This is a genomic window from Paraburkholderia domus (assembly GCF_905220705.1).
Lineage (GTDB): Bacteria > Pseudomonadota > Gammaproteobacteria > Burkholderiales > Burkholderiaceae > Paraburkholderia > Paraburkholderia domus.
This window is the reverse complement of the sequence record NZ_CAJNAT010000001.1, coordinates 891,799-908,302: the sequence shown is the minus strand read 5'-3', so window position 1 is coordinate 908,302 and position 16,504 is coordinate 891,799. Positions and strand designations below refer to the sequence as shown.

Annotated in this window: 15 protein-coding genes; 6 read left to right on the top strand and 9 right to left on the bottom strand. The window is 63.9% G+C overall.

What is annotated here, in order from left to right; translation table 11 throughout:
• Position 1 precedes the first annotated feature (1 nt).
• The 7 genes from KHO31_RS03945 to KHO31_RS03915 all read right to left on the bottom strand — a co-directional run bounded on the left by KHO31_RS03945 (position 2) and on the right by KHO31_RS03915 (position 6,327).
• Positions 2-1,441, bottom strand: a complete 1,440-nt coding sequence (locus tag KHO31_RS03945; RefSeq protein WP_236071076.1) for a hypothetical protein — start codon at positions 1,439-1,441, stop codon at positions 2-4.
• A gap of 101 nt (positions 1,442-1,542) precedes the next feature.
• Positions 1,543-2,343: a peptidase C39 gene (locus KHO31_RS03940; RefSeq protein WP_201070262.1), complete on the bottom strand. Its 801-nt coding sequence runs from the start codon at positions 2,341-2,343 to the stop codon at positions 1,543-1,545.
• A gap of 6 nt (positions 2,344-2,349) precedes the next feature.
• The gene (locus KHO31_RS03935; RefSeq protein ID WP_201070259.1) at positions 2,350-3,060 is read right to left on the bottom strand and encodes a C39 family peptidase; all 711 of its coding nucleotides are present in this window, start codon (positions 3,058-3,060) and stop codon (positions 2,350-2,352) included.
• 75 nt (positions 3,061-3,135) lie between these two features.
• Complete coding sequence (locus tag KHO31_RS03930; RefSeq protein ID WP_201084684.1) at positions 3,136-4,545, bottom strand: hypothetical protein; 1,410 nt, start codon at positions 4,543-4,545, stop codon at positions 3,136-3,138.
• Between the two features lie 29 nt (positions 4,546-4,574).
• The gene (locus KHO31_RS03925) at positions 4,575-5,099 is read right to left on the bottom strand and encodes a hypothetical protein (protein WP_236060651.1); all 525 of its coding nucleotides are present in this window, start codon (positions 5,097-5,099) and stop codon (positions 4,575-4,577) included.
• 119 nt (positions 5,100-5,218) lie between these two features.
• Positions 5,219-5,713 (bottom strand): hypothetical protein, encoded by a 495-nt coding sequence (locus tag KHO31_RS03920; RefSeq protein ID WP_201070250.1) that lies wholly within the window; start codon positions 5,711-5,713, stop codon positions 5,219-5,221.
• 62 nt (positions 5,714-5,775) lie between these two features.
• Positions 5,776-6,327, bottom strand: a complete 552-nt coding sequence (locus tag KHO31_RS03915; protein ID WP_201070247.1) for a hypothetical protein — start codon at positions 6,325-6,327, stop codon at positions 5,776-5,778.
• 536 nt (positions 6,328-6,863) lie between these two features.
• On the opposite strand from KHO31_RS03915, the gene KHO31_RS03910 reads away from it, so the two are divergent.
• Entirely contained in the window at positions 6,864-8,261 is a 1,398-nt protein-coding gene (locus KHO31_RS03910; RefSeq protein ID WP_201070245.1) for a sigma-54 dependent transcriptional regulator, read from the top strand.
• Between the two features lie 163 nt (positions 8,262-8,424).
• Positions 8,425-9,396, top strand: coding sequence for a thymidylate synthase (locus KHO31_RS03905; protein WP_201070242.1), 972 nt, complete (start codon positions 8,425-8,427; stop codon positions 9,394-9,396).
• A 119-nt stretch (positions 9,397-9,515) separates the two neighbouring features.
• On the opposite strand, the gene KHO31_RS03900 is transcribed toward KHO31_RS03905, so the two are convergent.
• Entirely contained in the window at positions 9,516-11,933 is a 2,418-nt protein-coding gene (locus KHO31_RS03900; RefSeq protein WP_201084682.1) for a DUF6600 domain-containing protein, read from the bottom strand.
• Between the two features lie 183 nt (positions 11,934-12,116).
• On the bottom strand, positions 12,117-12,830 hold the full coding sequence (locus KHO31_RS03895; protein WP_201070238.1) for an ArsR/SmtB family transcription factor: 714 nt from the start codon (positions 12,828-12,830) through the stop codon (positions 12,117-12,119).
• Between the two features lie 222 nt (positions 12,831-13,052).
• On the opposite strand from KHO31_RS03895, the gene KHO31_RS03890 reads away from it, so the two are divergent.
• The 4 genes from KHO31_RS03890 (at position 13,053) to KHO31_RS03875 (ending at position 16,447) form a co-directional block, all read left to right on the top strand.
• Entirely contained in the window at positions 13,053-13,196 is a 144-nt protein-coding gene (locus KHO31_RS03890; protein ID WP_201070235.1) for a hypothetical protein, read from the top strand.
• Between the two features lie 140 nt (positions 13,197-13,336).
• Positions 13,337-14,617, top strand: a complete 1,281-nt coding sequence (locus tag KHO31_RS03885; RefSeq protein WP_201084681.1) for an MFS transporter — start codon at positions 13,337-13,339, stop codon at positions 14,615-14,617.
• Positions 14,617-15,795, top strand: a complete 1,179-nt coding sequence (locus tag KHO31_RS03880; protein ID WP_201070230.1) for a GlxA family transcriptional regulator — start codon at positions 14,617-14,619, stop codon at positions 15,793-15,795. Before KHO31_RS03885 ends, KHO31_RS03880 begins: the two co-directional genes overlap by 1 nt.
• A 145-nt stretch (positions 15,796-15,940) precedes the next feature.
• Entirely contained in the window at positions 15,941-16,447 is a 507-nt protein-coding gene (locus KHO31_RS03875) for an acyl-CoA thioesterase (RefSeq protein ID WP_201070227.1), read from the top strand.
• The last annotated feature ends 57 nt before the right edge of the window (positions 16,448-16,504 follow it).

Here is a 16,504-nt window from a genome sequence, read left to right as displayed (position 1 = left end):
GTCAAAAAGTGTAGGGAAAGCGCACGCCGATCACGAAGTTCGGCGTGTCGGGCGTGAGGCCGACAGACACTGAACCGTTGATCGTCAAGTGCTTGTTCACTACGTGATTCAAGCCGAAGGTCAGTGCGGCAGCAGTGGTCTCGCTGCCCGGCACCTTCGAATAGGTTCCGCCTGGCGCCTTGGTTTGCGACTCGGGTTCCAGCGCCATCGTGTACGAGATGCTGGCTGAGTCCTTGTCCGAGAATGCCAGTGCTACGCCGCCGCCGAACTGCACGACGTCGCCGATCTTGACCGTCGCCGGTTCCGTCTGGCCGACGACCGACGAGATGTCCGAGAACGAGCGTGCAATGTTGTAGGTGTACGAGACGCTGCCGAACAGCACGACCGGATCGTAGGTCTTCAACACCGACAGGCCCGCCGTGATGTTCCAGAAGCCGGTGCCGGTGGGCAGCTTGGTGGGGGCGACGAGGTTGGTGTTGTCGGCATCGACCTGCTGCACCTTGATGCCGAACGGCGACGAACCGGTCGGCGCCTTGATGCGCAGGCTGCCGACCAGGTCCGGCAGGTTGTTGGTTTCCTTCAGGAACTGGTAGTAGATCCCGAAGTTGACGTCGCCAATGTCGCTCGAATTTGCCGAGGCGTCCGATTCGCTATTCGCCGCCCCGCCGGCCCCGCCGATGATGAAGTTGCTGTGCCGGTAGATATACGGCACGTCGACGTCGACGCTGATGCGGTCGGTCAGACCGTAGCGCGTGTCGAGGTCGGCCATCACCTGGTGCGACTTGGTTTCGCCGAGATTGATGTTGCCGAGGAAAATCGCATCGAGCGCGAGGAAGCCGGACAGTTGCAACTGGCGGCGGTCGTAGTAGGTATCGTTGATACCCCAGTCGAGGGTCAGCTTGTGCTCGAACAGCGGCGTGTGCTGCTGGTTCTGCACAACTGCGTCTTCCGCTTGTGTGCGCACCGGCTGCGCGGCCTTCTGCGTCTGGCCGACCGCGCCGCTGCCGTCGGTCGCTGCCGGCAGACCGCCTCCACTGCTGCTTTCAGGCACCGGCGGATTGACCGGCACGCCGGTTGCGGTGCCGGTGGCGCTGCCCGGCGCGGGCGTGCCCGGGTTCACCTGGGCCAGCGGCGGCAGCGGCACCGGCAGGCCGTCTGCACCGGGTTGCTCGGCGACCGCGGCGCTGCCGGTCGGCTCACCGTAACCCGGTGCACCGCGGCCGCGTTGCGACATCTCGAGGTTCGTGACCTGCTGTTCGAGTGAACTGATCTGCTTTTGCTGCTCGCCGACAACGCGCATGAGCGTGTTCAGCCGGTCTTCAATCGATTGATCGGCGAGGGCCTGAGCGCTGGCCCCCTGCGATAGCGCAAACAGCATGGCTGCGGCCGGAATGGCCGCTAGCGCCATGCGCGGCGCACCGGTCTTTGAGAATCTGATCATTTTTGTTCCCCCGGTATTCTGACTGCGCGTCGCATGTCTCCTTGCATCGCGCAATCGCTTTGGTACTGGTCCCCTTCCTGATCGGGTGGCGGCCCGTTTTTTTATCTCCTTACGCTGTTTTGCAGGGCTTGCAGGACGCCTATCTGGCGCAGCATCGAGGCCGACATCTGCTGCGTCTGCAAATGCAGTTGCAACTGGTTGGCGACTTGCTGGTTATTCCCTGCAATCTGCAAGAGCTGGGCAATCATGCCGGCTTGTTGCGCGCTGGCCGGCGCGATGGTTTGGGCGGCGACACCGCCTGGCGTTTGCAGCGCAATCGAAATGCCGCCGTTGGCGAGGCTGACGGAGGCTGTCACCGAGCCGTTCGCATTGCTTGCGGCGGCCGAGGTTGCGTTGTTATAGGACCCGCCCGTCAGGCTGCCTGGCGACGCGTCGAAATCGATCAGCGCCTGGTTGGTGCCGAGGTTGCCGTTGCCGGCCACCTGAGTGATCTGCGAGACGCCGTTGACGCTGACGTTCTGCCCGCCGCTCGCGCTGGCGTTGCGGTTTGCGCCGCTGCCCCAGGTACCGTTCGGGCCGGTCACGGAGGCGGATGAATTGACCTGGACGCTCGCCTGGTTGAGCGTGTTGGTGACGACGGAGATCGCGCCCGAGGCGACCGCGGTGACGCCGTTCGGCAGCTGCCATTGCGACAGCAGGTTGATGACGACGCCTGAAATGATGTCTCCTGCGATACCTTTGCCGGTCTGGTTGGCGAGGATGGCGTCGTCGACGGGTTGCAGCTTGAGCGCGCTGACGTCTTCAAACACAGTCGACGCCTGCTCCGCAGCGTTTGCGACTGATGCAAGGCCGCACGTTGCGAAACACAACGCACAGCCAATGGTGAGTAAGTTTCGGTCCATGATGAGTCAGAACAACTCTGCCTTGATCAAACCGTATTCAACAAAGGGAGTCGCAGCCGTGCCGTTTTCAAGCGCGCGTTCGCGCAGCTTGAGCGCGAGCGACTCGTTGCCTTGCAAGAGCGGAGAATCCTCCTTAAATGGCTTGCCGACGACCGCGAATACGAGGCCGTTCCATTTCTTGACGAAGTCGTCTTCCATGACGATGCGGTTGCCGAGCGCTGGGTCGGCAATGAAGATGCGGCCGTCTTCCGCGTGCTTGACGATGACGAAGTGCTCGTAGCCGTCGCTGTTCATCAGCACGAGCACCGGAATCTGCAGGTGATAGAGCGCTTCGGCGGTGACGCGGAAACCTCGGCCGCGCAGGCCGATCGTTTCGACGAACTTCTTCATGTCGAGCATCGAGAAGCCGTTCTTCACCACCACCTCTGGTGTCGAGAACACCATCATGCGGCGGATCAGTTCAGTCTCGGGAATGTCGATGCCGTAGCCGTACTTCAGCAACGTGGCCAGAGCGGCCGAGCCGCAGCTGTAGTCGTACTGCTGCGAAACGATGTGGTTGTAGCGGATCTCGCGGATCGAGCGCACGTTCACGCTGAACGGCACGCCCGCTGACGCGTTCATGGAAAGGGCACTCTGCGCATGGCCCGTCTGCGACAGCACGAGTCCAGCGAAGAGTGCCGGAAAAAAGCCATGCGTTGCCCTGCTCACCCCGAACATGGTCTATCCCCCCCACTGCGGAGACAGCCGGTCAGCCCGAAGGCTGACCGGTGTCTTCCTGCGATACAGCTTTAGTTACTGATGCGACACGCTGGCGACTGCAAGGCCATTGTGTTGCAGGTTGCCTACGCCCGACGCGATATTCACACCGATGTTGCCGTTAGCATTGGCAAGAGCACCCATGCCGAGCGTCGCCGAGCCGGTGAATTGGCCAGTAACACCTGCATCTGCGGTCTGGCAGTTCTGATCGCTGGCGATGACTTCGCCACCTTGCATGCTGCCGCCCTTGTTATTCCCCCAGCCCATGCTGTTGCTGCCGCTGCTGTCTGTCGTAGCCGATGCTGCCAGGCTGTTGTTTTGCACGTTGCCCACGCCCGAGGCCACGTTCACCCCGATGTTGCCCGTTGCGTCGGCCAGTGCGTTTGCGCCGACGGAAGCAACGAAGTTGAAGTCTCCCACCTTCGCCGAGCCGGTCGACGATTGCGTCGAGTAGATCTGCGCGGTACCGAACACGGGGCCGACATCCATGTTCGACAGGGCGGCGTCATTGGATTGGGCGTTGTCTACGCCGCTGGCGATGTTGACGCCGATATTGCCGCTCGCGGTACCCAGGGCGCCGTCGCCGATGCCGGCCGACATCGTTGTCGGCGTTTCGGTGTTGATGTGCTGGGTGACGCTACCCGTGACCGTGATGGAGCCCCGGTTGTCGTCGTAGTTATTGGCCCATCCGTAGGCATGGCTGCCTTCCGAATAGCTGGCGTTTGCCTTGTAGCCGTAGCCGCTGCGGGTTTCCGTCGCCGTGTTCTGGCTCGCTGCTGCGTAGCCGCCGAACGCCACGCCGTAGCCGGCTGCCTGGGCAGCAAAGCCGCCGCCGTAGTTGTCCGACGCGTGGGTGTTCAGCGCACCAGCGAAGCCTGCTGCGGCGCCGCCGAAGATGACGCTCCCGACATGACCGAGACCGGCGATAAAACCGGCTGCGAGGAAGCCGTTCGCGGAGGCATGCGTGTTCACATAGTTGTAGCCCTTGTACGACGATTCGACGCCCGCCGCGAAGCCGCCGCCTGCGATAAAGGCAGCGCTCGACGAGGCCGTGTTCGTTTGCGTGTTGCTCTTGTCGTAGGCCCAGGCGTTGGTGCTATACGACTGGCTCACGCCCCAGCCGCCACCACTGCCGCTCGCATGGTTCCAGCTATCCGTCGTGTTGATTTTCGTGGTCACGTTGCCGGAGACATAGGTCTGCGGTGGCGTCTTCATGTCGACGCCGCTGATGTTCACGGCTTGCGTGTTGTTGACCGTCGCGCCGGAACTGCTCGACACGTCGACCTTGCCACGCAGCGTAATGAAGCCGAATTCGCCGATGTCGGTGTAGACGTTCGTTGCCGTAAAGAGCTCGGCCGGGTCGCAGCCCGCCGTGCATCCTTCTGCGTAAGCCGAACTTGCTGCCATTGTCGACAGGACAGCCGCTGCAATGATAGTGCGCTTCATGATGACGCTCCGATAAAGAGTGTGGCTCGTTAGAAAAAGGTGCCCGCCGGGGGACGGAGCACAAAACTGTTTGAACTGACGTTACCTGAGCCGGCTGTCTGGTTGATCTGGACGATCCCACTGACGTTTTTGAGCGCGTCCGTACCGATGGACACCTCGCGTGCGTCGTGGTTGTCGCCAGACTTTCCCAGACCGCCACCTTTGGCGGTCGTAGCGGATAGCACCCCATCCGCTACGATCTCCGCTTCAATCGTCCCAGAACCGATTACGGCGCTGTTCCGCTGAAGATTCCCTACACCCGCCGACTGATTCAATTCGATAAGGCCAGAGGTGTTTGAAAATGCATTACTGCCGATCGTGCTCTTCGCGGCCGCCGTCTTGGCGTTCGTGGTCGCGCTCTGCGTGCTGCCGATCAGGTTGAAAGGTGTTTGTCCGTTGGTGATCACGCCCTGATTCGCTTGCGCGTTATCGAGGCCGGAGGTCTCGTTGATGGCGATGACCCCGGTGGCGCCGTTCACCGCGCCGCTACCGATCAGCGACTCGGCGTCGACCATGGCGGGCAGCGTTTGAGCGTGGGCCGCAAAGCTTGCACAGCCGAGCAATGCCCAGGCGAGCAGGGGCCAGCGCGATTGTTTGCGTGACGGAAAGCGCCTGGCCGGTGCGCGTGAGGTTGTCATTTCATGGCTCCTAGAGCTGCGCCCAGGGGGGCGAGGGCACCGTTGACCGACTGGGCAATCGAGCTGCCGATTCCACCGGCGCCGCCGAAGCTGGCGCCCGCGCCGACCGGCACGGCGTTGCCGTTGCCCGCCAGCATGTGTTCGATACCGTTGGCGCCGACCAGCGACGGCATAAAGCCGTTGCCGGTGATGCCGGTCGTGCCGTGTGCGCTATTCAGGTCGAGATCGCTCGCCATCGAGCCGATCGAGCCGTCGAATGTCTTGGTGGGGAAGGTTTGGACCTGGACCGAGATCGGATCCTGGCTCTTCGGCACCGGCACGAAGGCGTCGCGTGGCGTGATGTCGCGTTCAATGACCAGGTTGCCGCGTTCCGTGTCCGACGACTGCGCGGCTGCGCCCGTCACGGCGCCGGCAGCGAGTACGCCGAGCAGCGCGGACAGCAGGGCTGCGCAGGGGCGGCGGCTGCTCGGCTTCTGGGTTGAGGCGTTCATGTCAGTTCCTTGCGGGCGGACGATCGGTCGGTGCGGTCTTGGGCAACGAGCAGGCCGTTACGCTAATTTCTCTGGTAGCTCGTGACGTTGCCTTGTGCGGAGCGGGCGACGTCGACCGGAACCGGCAACTGCGACGGGGGGGCGATTTCGTCCCACAGCGTCACGCCGTTGCCTCCGTTGCTAAAGCCGCGCATCAGTTGGGGCGTGGCAGCGACCATCAACATGCCGCTGAAGCCGCCGCGCTGGCGGGACAGCGCCTGATCGTCCAGCACGAGATCGTTTACCGGCGCGGCGTCGGCGGGAATGCTCAGCGCGTTGCCGGCCAGATCGCTGCGGAACGCGGCGCTGTCGTTCGTGCCGGCCACGGTGTTGTCCACCGCTGCGGCGCTCGCCGTATCGGCGGCCGTCGTGGTCGGCGAGGCCACCACTGCGAGTGTCGTGCTCGCGAGGGTGGCGGAGCCGGCATCGGCGGTTTCGGCCATCGTGACGGATTGAGGCAGTGTGAATTCCTGTGCATTGACGCCAGCGGGCAGCGCAATCAGGCTGACCGCGGCGGCGCACAGAGCGGCGCAAGGTGCAATGCTGCTAAGGTCAATGCGGAAAACGAGTCGCATGATGTGTCTCCTTGGTGCACAGCATTTAGCGAAACGTGTGCCATGAGTCGCAATCCATTGGTGCATCTGGATGTGACCCGCATACCTCGGAGTAACAACTGAGAAATCGGACAAAAACGTTTCAGCGCTGAAACGGCAGGCAGAAAATACCTGTGAAACGTAAAATCCGACGGTATGAAGTACCTTGGGGTGAACGCTAGGAAAAGCGCTTCCACAATGGTTTTATTCATAAGCTGAATAAGTATTGATCGCCCGCCAGGCCTTTCTGGAAAAGGGGTCCCCGATTAAATTCGCATAATTGTTTTCCAAGCGGCGCGTGTATAGTAAGCTCTCGAAAACAGCTTCAGATTTAAAAAAGCCCGCTAACGGGCCGTCTCAAACACACACGCCGCTTTCTTGGGGATCAGCTGTCCGCACGGAATGGAATGGCCGTTCGGTTTTTGCTATTTCGCGAATCCCGAACGAGTCAGCGTGTCTGAACTTCGGTTCAGGTGCGTGCGTCATCCTTAACGTTCGTTGACGAGAGGATCTGAATAATGGAACCCGCAACGCGGCAACTGATTTACGTTTCACGCGATCCGAGTGCGGAGCTGAATATTCGCTTCCACCAGCGCGGCTGGCATGTCGAAGTCGTGGGATCGGCGCGCGACGTGCGCCGTGCCGTTCGCGCCGGAATGGCGGCGGGCGGCTTGCTCGATCTGTCTAGCGATTTTCAGCCACACGAAATCGCCGCCTTCGAGTCCTGCCTGACCATGCCGAACGTCGGCTGGGTCGCCGCGACCACCCCTGGACAATTGCAGGACGCGGCCTTGCGCCGGCTCGTGCGGGACTATTGTTTCGACTATGTAACGGTGCCTTACTCGGGTGACAGGATCGTCGATTCGGTCGGTCACGCATACGGCATGATCTCGCTCGGCGAGCCGGCATCGAACGACGGGTCGCAAGGCGCTGAGGGCGAAATGGTCGGTTCGTGCGACGCGATGCTCGCGCTGTTCCGTTCGATCCGCAAAGTGGCGATGACCGACGCGCCGGTGTTTATTTCAGGCGAATCGGGCACGGGCAAGGAGTTGACCGCAGTCGCGATCCACGAACGCTCGGCGCGCCGCAATGCGCCTTTTGTGCCGATCAACTGCGGCGCGATTCCACCGCATCTGTTGCAATCCGAACTATTCGGTTATGAGCGCGGCGCGTTCACCGGCGCCAATCAGCGCAAGATCGGCCGCGTGGAAGCGGCTAACGGCGGCACACTGTTTCTCGACGAAATCGGCGATCTGCCGCTCGAAAGTCAGGCGAGCCTGCTGCGGTTCCTGCAGGAACGCAAAGTGGAGCGGCTGGGCGGTCATGGTTCGATTGACGTCGACGTGCGCATCATCTCGGCGACTCACGTGGACATGACGGCCGCGATGATCGAAGGGCGGTTCCGTTCCGACCTGTATCACCGCCTGTGCGTGCTGCAAATCGACGAACCACCGTTGCGTGCACGTGGTAAGGATATCGAACTGCTTGCGCGGCATATGCTGGAACGTTTCAAGAAAGATGCAAGCCGCCGTCTGCGCGGTTTCGCGCCCGACGCCATCGCGGCGCTGCATAACTACGGCTGGCCGGGCAACGTGCGCGAATTGATCAATCGCGTGCGGCGCGCCATCGTGATGTCGGAAGGGCGCGCGATCACGGCACGTGATCTCGAGCTGGCCGAGTATGTGGAGATCGTGCCGGTGTCGCTCGCGCAGGCGCGCGAAGCGGCCGAACGTCAGGCCATCGAGCTCGCGCTCCTGCGGCATCGCGGTCGTCTTGGCGACGCCGCGCAGGAACTCGGCATTTCGCGCGTGACGCTGTACCGCCTGTTGTGCTCACACGGCATGCGCCATATGGAAGGCGAACCGCTGAGCACGCCGCACCACGGCGATTTGCCGGCTTCGGTGCCGCATCTTTGACGGGCTTGGCTGCCCACTTAGTCGTCCCCTTAGCCGCCAATATTTTCTCCGTGACGCGCCCCGACCGGGCGCCGTCCGGCTGCGCTTGTTAAAATCGGGTTTTCCGCTCAATCTCCGTGGCGCATGCACCTGACCAGGTGCGCGCTTCGTCGAAGGAACCCGCATGAAACAATACCTCGACCTCGTCCGCACGATTCTCGATACCGGCACGTGGCAGGAGAACCGCACCGGCATCCGCACCATCAGCATGCCGGGCGCCATGTTGCGCTTCGACCTCCAGCAGGGCTTTCCCGCAGTCACCACCAAAAAACTGGCGTTCAAGTCGGCGGTGGGCGAACTGGTTGGGTTTCTGCGCGCCTCGCGCAGCGCCGCGGATTTCCGCGATCTGGGTTGTAAGGTGTGGGACGCGAACGCCAACCAGAATCCGCAATGGCTCGCCAACCCGTATCGCCAGGGCCCGGACGATCTCGGCGACGTGTATGGCGTGCAGTGGCGCCAGTGGCCGGCCTACAAGGTGCTGGACGCAGGCGCCGCCGCGCAGCTGGCCGACGCGATTGCGCGTGGCTTCCAGGTAGTGACGGAATTCGAGGAAGACGGCAGCCGCAAAGTGCTGCTGTACAAAGCGATCGACCAGTTGCGGCAGTGTCTCGATACGATCATGCAGAACCCCGCCGACCGCCGAATTTTGTTTCATGCCTGGAACCCGGCCGTGCTGGACCAGATTGCGCTGCCGGCCTGTCACCTGCTTTATCAATTTCTGCCGAACGTCGCGCGGCGCGAAATTTCGCTGTGTTTGTACATTCGCAGCAACGATGTCGGCCTCGGCACGCCGTTCAATCTGACCGAAGGCGCGGCGTTGCTGCATCTGATAGGCCGCCTGACGGGTTATACGCCGCGCTGGTTCACCTACTTCATCGGCGACGCGCACATCTACGAGAACCAACTCGATATGCTGCAGCAACAGCTCAAGCGCGAGCCTTACGAAAGCCCTGCCTTCGCGATCTCGGACCGTGTGCCAGACTATGCGAAGACCGGCGTCTATGAGCCGGAATGGCTCGAAAAGATCGAACCGTCGGATTTTTCGCTGGTGGGCTATCGGCATCACGAGCCCTTGACGGCGCCGATGGCGGTCTAAATCTCCGCCTGCAGCTTGCCTGCATAAAGAAAAAACCCCCGCGATGCGAATCGCGGGGGTTTTTTCTTGCCGCCTTCCGGCCGTACAGCCGGAAGCGCACCTGGCTTTGCGTGTAATCCTTAGCCTTTGTGATGTTCGTCACGGTTGCCGCCGGCCGAATGCTGCTCGGCGTGCTGCGGTTGCGGTTGGGGCCGCGGCTGCTCGGCGCGCTGCGGCTGCGGTTGGGGCCGCGGTTGCTCGGCGTGTTGCGGTTGCGGTTGAGGACGCGGTTGCTCGGCGTGTTGCGGTTGCGGTTGCGGACGCGGCTGCTGTACCTGCTGTGGGCGCGGCTCAGGGCGCGGCTGCTGCACCTGTTGCGGCTGCGGATGATATTCCTGACGCGGTTGCTGCTGCGCCTGTTGCGTCGGTTGCGGCCGGGGCTCCTGCGGCTGGGCACGCACTTCAGGCGCACGCTGCGGCTGCGCTTCCGGCTGACGCTGAACCTGCTGCTGCGGCTCAGGACGCCCTTCCGGCTGACGCGCCTGTTCCTGCGGGGCGCCATGTTGCTGTGCCTGCTGGGCCATCGGCGTGTGTGGCTGCGTCCACGCAGGCTCATGCCGACCTTCCGTGCCAGGTTGCTGACCGGCTTGCGCCGGCGCGCCGTGCTGCGCATAAGCGTTCGGATTGGCGCCGTTCGCTTGCGGCGGACGCGGCACACCATTGGACGGATGGCCTGCCGCGCCGGGTTGCTGATGCACGTTGGCCATTTGCGGCGACATGCCCGGCCGCGCTTGCGGTTCGCCGCCACGTTGCGGTTGACCGTTGACCGGTGCTTCACCCGGCCGCTGACCCGCCTGTTGCATTCCGTTAGGCGCACCCGGTGCACCCGGCGCTGCGCCCGGCGTCCGACCGGCCATATGCGACTGCACGACCCGCACGTTCTGCACCGGCATCGCCGCCGGACCGCCTGCCATGTGAGCCGGCACCGAGGTTCGCACAATCGGCTCGCCCGCGCCCGGCACCCGTCCGCCGCTCTGCGCAAAACGTTGCGCGAGACTGTCGTGGTAGGCGGCCGGCACGGCCGGACTGCGCGTGGCGACGACCGGACGCGCCATTACGCCGGCCGGCGGACGGTAGTTCGCATTACGCAGGCCCGGTCCGAAGCTTTCCTTCACCGGCGCGATCCCCGGACCGCCCGGATTGATCTGCGCATTGCGCCACTGCTTCGGATCGACCTTCTGCGCGAAGCGGCCTACCGATTGACCATGCACGAAGGCCGTCGCCGGCACCGCGGTCACGCCGCCCGGCCGATAGTTGATGTAGGTGTTGTGAATGTTGGTCACGTTGCGGTTGTAATTGTTGACGACCGTCGTGTTGTTGACGCGATTGTAGTAACCGGGGCTCCAGTGGTCGTGATCGCCCCAGTGCGGGTGCCACGGTTCGCCTGGGCCCAGCGGGAACCACGCGACGCCGGCCGCGACCGCGCCGCCGATCGCCAGGCTCACACCCCAATTGACTCCGCCGCCACCACCGCCCACGAAGGCGACCAGCGCCGGTGCATAGACAGGCGGTTCGTCGACCACGACCGGTCCCGGCACCCACGCCCAGTCGTCGTCGACCTGGGCCCAGCGGCCATAGTGGTAGGGCGCGAAACCCCACGGTTCATCGTCGACCCAAGTCCAGCCCCACGGCGCTTGCCACACCCAGTGACCGTCGTGATAAGGCGCCCAGCCGGCCGGGGTCGCACGCGGCACCCACACTTCGCCGTACTGAGGGCTGCTGCGCCACGTACCGTTGGCATCAAGGTCCTGATAGCCGGGGATATCGCGCGACACATAGCGCGCCGACACCGACCGGTCTTCCGCTGCGTCGCGGCTTGCCGCCCATTGATCGAAGCCGTCGAGGCCAGGCGCGCCGTTGTCGGCGACCTGTTGCAGGTTGGTGCCGGCAAAGCGGACCTGCTGGCCGGCGGCAACCGGTACCTGGCCGCTGTCGCCGTACACGGTCGCGCTGCCGCTGCGCACGGTAACGGTGGTGCTGCTGCCGTCCGGCGCGACGTCGACGCGATAGTCGCCGGGGCCGTTCAGGCCCAGCGCCAGATTCGGGGTATCGATTTCGTAGGATGATCCAGGCGCCTGTTCGCGTACTCGCGCCGACAACGTACCCTGCGCGACCTTCAGCTGCGCGCTGTTGTCGTCGAGATTGAGAATGTCGAGGCTGGTGGACTGGCTGAGGCGCACCGCCGTCGAACCGATATGCAGTTCGGAGCGCGAGTTCTGATCGTTCCACAGCTGGTCGCCGGTAGTGAGCGGGCGATTGATCTGTGCGTACGACCAGTCGGTAGCGCCGGCAGGTTCAGTGGTCACGGCGCCGGCTGTGTAGTTCAGACGGGCGACGCGCCCCGGAGGATCGGTGTTTTGCGTGGCTGCACCCGGCGGCACCTGTTCGGCTTCCTGCGCGAAGGTGGCTTGCGCTGCGAACAGAAATGCCGCGGCGGCGATCAGCGTGTAGCCGGTGATCCGGCGTTTCGAATGTTGGGGTGTGGTCACTGTTCTCATGATTTATCTCCGACGGACGCGGCATTGTGCAGCATCCGTGAGACCCACTCTACCCGTACGGTTTGTTTCAAGACCCCCACTTTTGTAAGGCCCTTTCGCGAGCCTGTAACAAAAGGTCTCGATAAGGCTTTTCGTAAGCTGATTGCGCGAAATTTGTAATCGCATCAACCAGTTAAAAGCGCCTCAAGCGGCAAGGAACGCGTCGAAATGGCGGTGCCCGGCCGGTGTGATGCGCAAGATCCGTGGCCGCTCAGTGCGTTCGACCCAGCCATGCGCCGACCATGAATCGAGCAACGCGGCGCCGAGCGCGCCACCCAGGTGCGGACGCCGTTCGCTCCAGTCGGGACAGGTGCAGGCAAAGCGGCGCCGGCGGCTTTTCTGGGCGGACATGTCGATGCCCCAATCGGCAAAACGGGCGGCGCCGGCGGCGGTGGCCTCGAGCGACGAGCCGTGCAACGTCAACAGGCCGTTCCCGACCAGCCGCTCGAACACCCGCACCGACAGTTCGCCCGCCATATGGTCGTAGCAGGTGCGGGCGTAGCGCATGTCGACCGGCACGGTGCGCACCGGACGCGGCACGGCTCGTTGCGGCGCGCTGACCTGCGCGACGTTGGCGAGCGCTTCGATGGACGCGGCGATGTCCGGTGACCCGATCCGGAAGTAGCGGTGCCGGCCGCGCACTTCGAGCGCGAGCAGACCGCCGTCGGTCAAACGTGCCAGATGCGCGCTGGCCGCCGACGGCGAGAGCCCGGCGATCATCGTCAGTTCACCGGCCGGGCGGGCGCTGCCGTCCATCAGCGCCCACAGCATCGCAGCGCGCCCGGGGTCGGCGAGCAGCGCGCCGATCCGGCTCAAGCCTGGGAAATGGTTGTGTTCGTCTGCGAGGTTGGCGAGCATCGGGCGTCTCCGGTTGGTGGCGCGGGCAGGGCGCCATGCAGTCCACTGTATCGGGCTGCCGTATTCGATGTTTCAGCTTAGCGTGAATTGTCGAATGCAGTAGTTACGAAAACCCGGTGGCGAGAGCAGGCTGGGGCATGCTTCGGTGCTTCGGCGGCGCTTTGGAGCCGCGCCGGCCCGCCAGGCTAGAATCGAATCCTGTCTTTGCAGGAACACGCTGTCATGAAATTTCTTCTTGCCGCCGCTGCCGCGGTTCTGCTTTTCAGTGCCTGCGCGCATGGCGGTTCCGGTTCGAGTTCGGGTGCCGGCACCGGCAGCATCACGATGTACGGCACGATCGACGAAGGCATTACGGTCCACAAGTAAGCCGCGAAGGCGGCCGCGGCCGCTTTTTTTCAGACGGGTGAGCGTGGCGGTGGCTGGAATTGATGCATCATTGTCATTTCTGCCATCACCGGCCATGTGACGATTTGGGCATCGCCACTTTCGCCACCCGAGGCCTACCGATGCCGCCGCCTGCCGCTTCCGCCGCTGTTTCCTCCGCTGGTTCCTCTTTTGCCGGCAGTCAAACCGGCTCCGGCTACTCCGATCCTCACGGGCGGCGCGCCGCACGCGTGCTGGCCGTCTGCCAGGCGCTCTACACCTCATCTGTCTCGATCGATCTGACCTTGACCGGGCTGGTCGGCTACACGCTTGCCGACGACAAGGCGCTCGCGACGCTGCCGTTCTCGCTGATTACCGTCGCCGCGGCGCTGACCACCATTTTTGCGTCATTCCTGATGGCGCGGCTTGGCCGGCGCGCGGGCTTCGTGCTCGGCGCGGGTGTCGGCGCGCTGGGCGGGGCCGTCTCGGTGTGGGCGATCTTTCATCACAGCTTCTGGGCGTTCTGCGCCGGCACGGCGACGGTCGGTGTGTTTCAGGCGTTCGCGCAGTACTACCGGCTGGCCGCCGCCGACGCCGTCGGAATCGAGAGCAAGAGCCGTGCGATTTCGACGGTGCTTAGCGGCGGCGTGGTGGCAGCCGTTTGCGGGCCGCTTCTTGCCGCATGGAGCAAGGACTGGCTCGCGCCGGTTGCGTTTGCCGGCTCCTATGTGCTTGTCACTGGTTTCGGGCTCGCAACGATCGTCATGCTGGCGCTGCTGTATCGCGACGTCTCGCCGCACTCGAGCGCGGTCGCGACTCACGAGCCGGCCAGGCCGCTCGGCGAAATCGTGCGGCAGCCGATCTTTGCCGCGGCGCTCGCCAACAATGCGCTCGGCAATGCCGTCATGATGTTCGTGATGACCGCGACGCCGATTGCGGCAGTCGCATGCGGCCACACGATTGGCGATGGCGCGGCGATCATTCAGTGGCACCTGGTCGGCATGTTCGCACCGTCGCTGTTCTCCGCGCGCCTGATCAGGCGCTTCGGCGTGCTGCCGGTGATCGGCGCAGGGATCGCGCTGTCTGCGCTGTGCGGTGTGGTGGCGCTGCGTTCGACCGATCTGCCGCACTTCTACGCGGCGCTCGCGTGCCTCGGCGTCGGTTGGAATTTCATGTTCGTCGGTGGATCAACGCTGCTCGCGCAATCGTACCGGCCGTCCGAGCGGGCCAAGACACAGGCAACCAGCGAATTCACGACCTTTGCGTTTTCCGCGCTGGGCTCGCTGTTTGCCGGGCAGTTGCTCGCGCGCTTCGGCTGGGCGACGATCAATGCTGCGATTTTTCCGCTGCTCGGGATGGCGGCATTGGCCACGCTTGGGTATGCGTGGTCGCATAAGCGGCAATCTGCGGAGGTGGTTTCCTGATGCCTGTACGTCATATCGTTTTCGCGGTGGCTCCTGACCTCGTGCTGCTCGATGCGTGCGGGCCGCTCGAGGCGTTCTGGCGGGCTGAGTTGACGATGGTGGCGGCAGCGGCTGGTTCTGCTGCTTCTGGCGCGGCCGGCGGGTCGGTCGGTGTCGGCGAAGTCGACAACCCGGGCGGATCAAGCGGATCAAGCGGAGCAAGTGGATCAAGTGAAGCATCGAGCTCAGCCGGCAAGCCTCGCGAGCCGATCGCCTATCGCACGACCGTCGCATCGATCGACGGTGGCGTATTGCAAACCTTCCCGGGTCTGCCGGTCGTCACCGAACGGCTCGATTCGCTCGACGACCAGTCGATCGACACACTGATCGTCCCCGGTGTGCCGATCGACGAACACTGTACGTTGCAGCCGGAACTCGTCGCGTGGATCAGGCGACGTGCACCTCAGGCGCGGCGCGTGTGCTCGGTCTGCACGGGCGCCTTCTATCTGGCGGCAGCGGGCCTGCTCGACGGCCGCCGCGCGACCACCCATTGGCGCGATGCGCCGCTTCTCGCGCGCCGTTTCCCCAATGTGCAGGTGGATGCCGATCCGATCTTCATCCGCGACGTGAGCCGCGGTGAAGAAGGGCGTGTGGTTTGGACTTCAGCGGGCGTGACGGCGGGCATCGACCTGGCGTTGGCGCTGATCGAAGAAGATGTCGGTCACGCGGTTGCGATGCAGGCGGCGCGGCGGCTGGTTGTCTTCATGAAGCGGCCCGGCGGCCAGTCGCAATTCAGCGCCGCGCTGGCAGCGCAGGCGTCGGCGGGCGGACCGTTCGAGGCGCTGCATAGCTGGATGGCGTCCCATTTGCGCGACGATCTGTCGGTCGAGCGGCTGGCCGAGCGCGCGCAAATGAGCCCGCGGACTTTCGCGCGACGCTATGTCGACGAGGTCGGCCGTACGCCGGCCAAGACCGTGTCGGCATTGCGTCTGGAAGCGGCTGCGCGAGCGCTCGCGGAGTCGTACCGGCCGCTCAAGCGGATTGCGCTCGATTGTGGCTTCGGCAGCGAGCAGAACTTGCGGCGCGCCTTTGTGCGGCGCTTCGGTGTGTTGCCGTTGGAGTATCGGGAGCGTTTCGAGTCCGCGGTCGTGCCGCGGCGCGCGGCGGCGTCGGCGTCGGCGGCTGTGGAGGCGAGTTGAGTCTGGCGGCAAGCGAAAGCTCGACGAAAGCCTGGCAAGCGTCCTAGCCGAAATTCGGCAAGATAACGCCACCGGCCCGCGACGATGTCAATATTGCCCTCGTATAATCGCCTCCTTTAAATGCATCCGATTGACCGGAGTCAAGATGAGCACCCCTGCCTTAGCGCCCCTGGACCGTTCCGAAACTACCTTCCGCTTTCTCGCTGAGCCCACCTCGGTCAACTTCGGCGGCAAGGTGCACGGCGGCGCGTTGATGAAGTGGATCGACGAGACCGCGTACGCGTGCTCGGCGGTGTGGTCGGGGCGCTATTGCGTGACGGTGAGTGTGGGCAATATCCGCTTCCGCCGGCCGATCCTGGTTGGCAACCTGGTCGAACTGCGCGCGCGAGTCGTGGCGACGGGCCGCACCAGCATGCACATCCATGTGTCGGTGCAGGCAGGCGATCCGAAGGGCGGCGAGTTGCTGCACACCACGGACTGTCTGGTGGTGATGGTGGCGGTCAACGAGAACGGCCACCCGGTGCCGGTGCCGGCGTTTGTGCCGGAAACGGAGGAGCAGAAGCGCCTTGCCAAGTACGCGATGGACGTGAAAGAAGCGCTCGACGCGATCGTCGAGTTGAAGCCGGAAGAAGTGGCGCAGGGGAAGCTTTAAGCGGGATTTGCAGGCCGCGCGATCATTTCATTCGCGCGGCCTGCCATTCAAAGCAAG

Coding starts and splice junctions, on each gene's coding strand:
- KHO31_RS03890 (WP_201070235.1), top strand. CDS start 13,053: ATGAAATTTCTTCTTGCCGCCGCTGCCGCGGTTCTGCTTTTCAGTGCC.
- KHO31_RS03885 (WP_201084681.1), top strand. CDS start 13,337: ATGCCGCCGCCTGCCGCTTCCGCCGCTGTTTCCTCCGCTGGTTCCTCT.
- KHO31_RS03925 (WP_236060651.1), bottom strand. CDS start 5,099: ATGGTCGACGCCGAGTCGCTGATCGGTAGCGGCGCGGTGAACGGCGCC.
- KHO31_RS03905 (WP_201070242.1), top strand. CDS start 8,425: ATGAAACAATACCTCGACCTCGTCCGCACGATTCTCGATACCGGCACG.
- KHO31_RS03930 (WP_201084684.1), bottom strand. CDS start 4,545: ATGAAGCGCACTATCATTGCAGCGGCTGTCCTGTCGACAATGGCAGCA.
- KHO31_RS03900 (WP_201084682.1), bottom strand. CDS start 11,933: ATGAGAACAGTGACCACACCCCAACATTCGAAACGCCGGATCACCGGC.
- KHO31_RS03880 (WP_201070230.1), top strand. CDS start 14,617: ATGCCTGTACGTCATATCGTTTTCGCGGTGGCTCCTGACCTCGTGCTG.
- KHO31_RS03940 (WP_201070262.1), bottom strand. CDS start 2,343: ATGGACCGAAACTTACTCACCATTGGCTGTGCGTTGTGTTTCGCAACG.
- KHO31_RS03895 (WP_201070238.1), bottom strand. CDS start 12,830: ATGCTCGCCAACCTCGCAGACGAACACAACCATTTCCCAGGCTTGAGC.
- KHO31_RS03920 (WP_201070250.1), bottom strand. CDS start 5,713: ATGAACGCCTCAACCCAGAAGCCGAGCAGCCGCCGCCCCTGCGCAGCC.
- KHO31_RS03910 (WP_201070245.1), top strand. CDS start 6,864: ATGGAACCCGCAACGCGGCAACTGATTTACGTTTCACGCGATCCGAGT.
- KHO31_RS03875 (WP_201070227.1), top strand. CDS start 15,941: ATGAGCACCCCTGCCTTAGCGCCCCTGGACCGTTCCGAAACTACCTTC.
- KHO31_RS03945 (WP_236071076.1), bottom strand. CDS start 1,441: ATGATCAGATTCTCAAAGACCGGTGCGCCGCGCATGGCGCTAGCGGCC.
- KHO31_RS03935 (WP_201070259.1), bottom strand. CDS start 3,060: ATGTTCGGGGTGAGCAGGGCAACGCATGGCTTTTTTCCGGCACTCTTC.
- KHO31_RS03915 (WP_201070247.1), bottom strand. CDS start 6,327: ATGCGACTCGTTTTCCGCATTGACCTTAGCAGCATTGCACCTTGCGCC.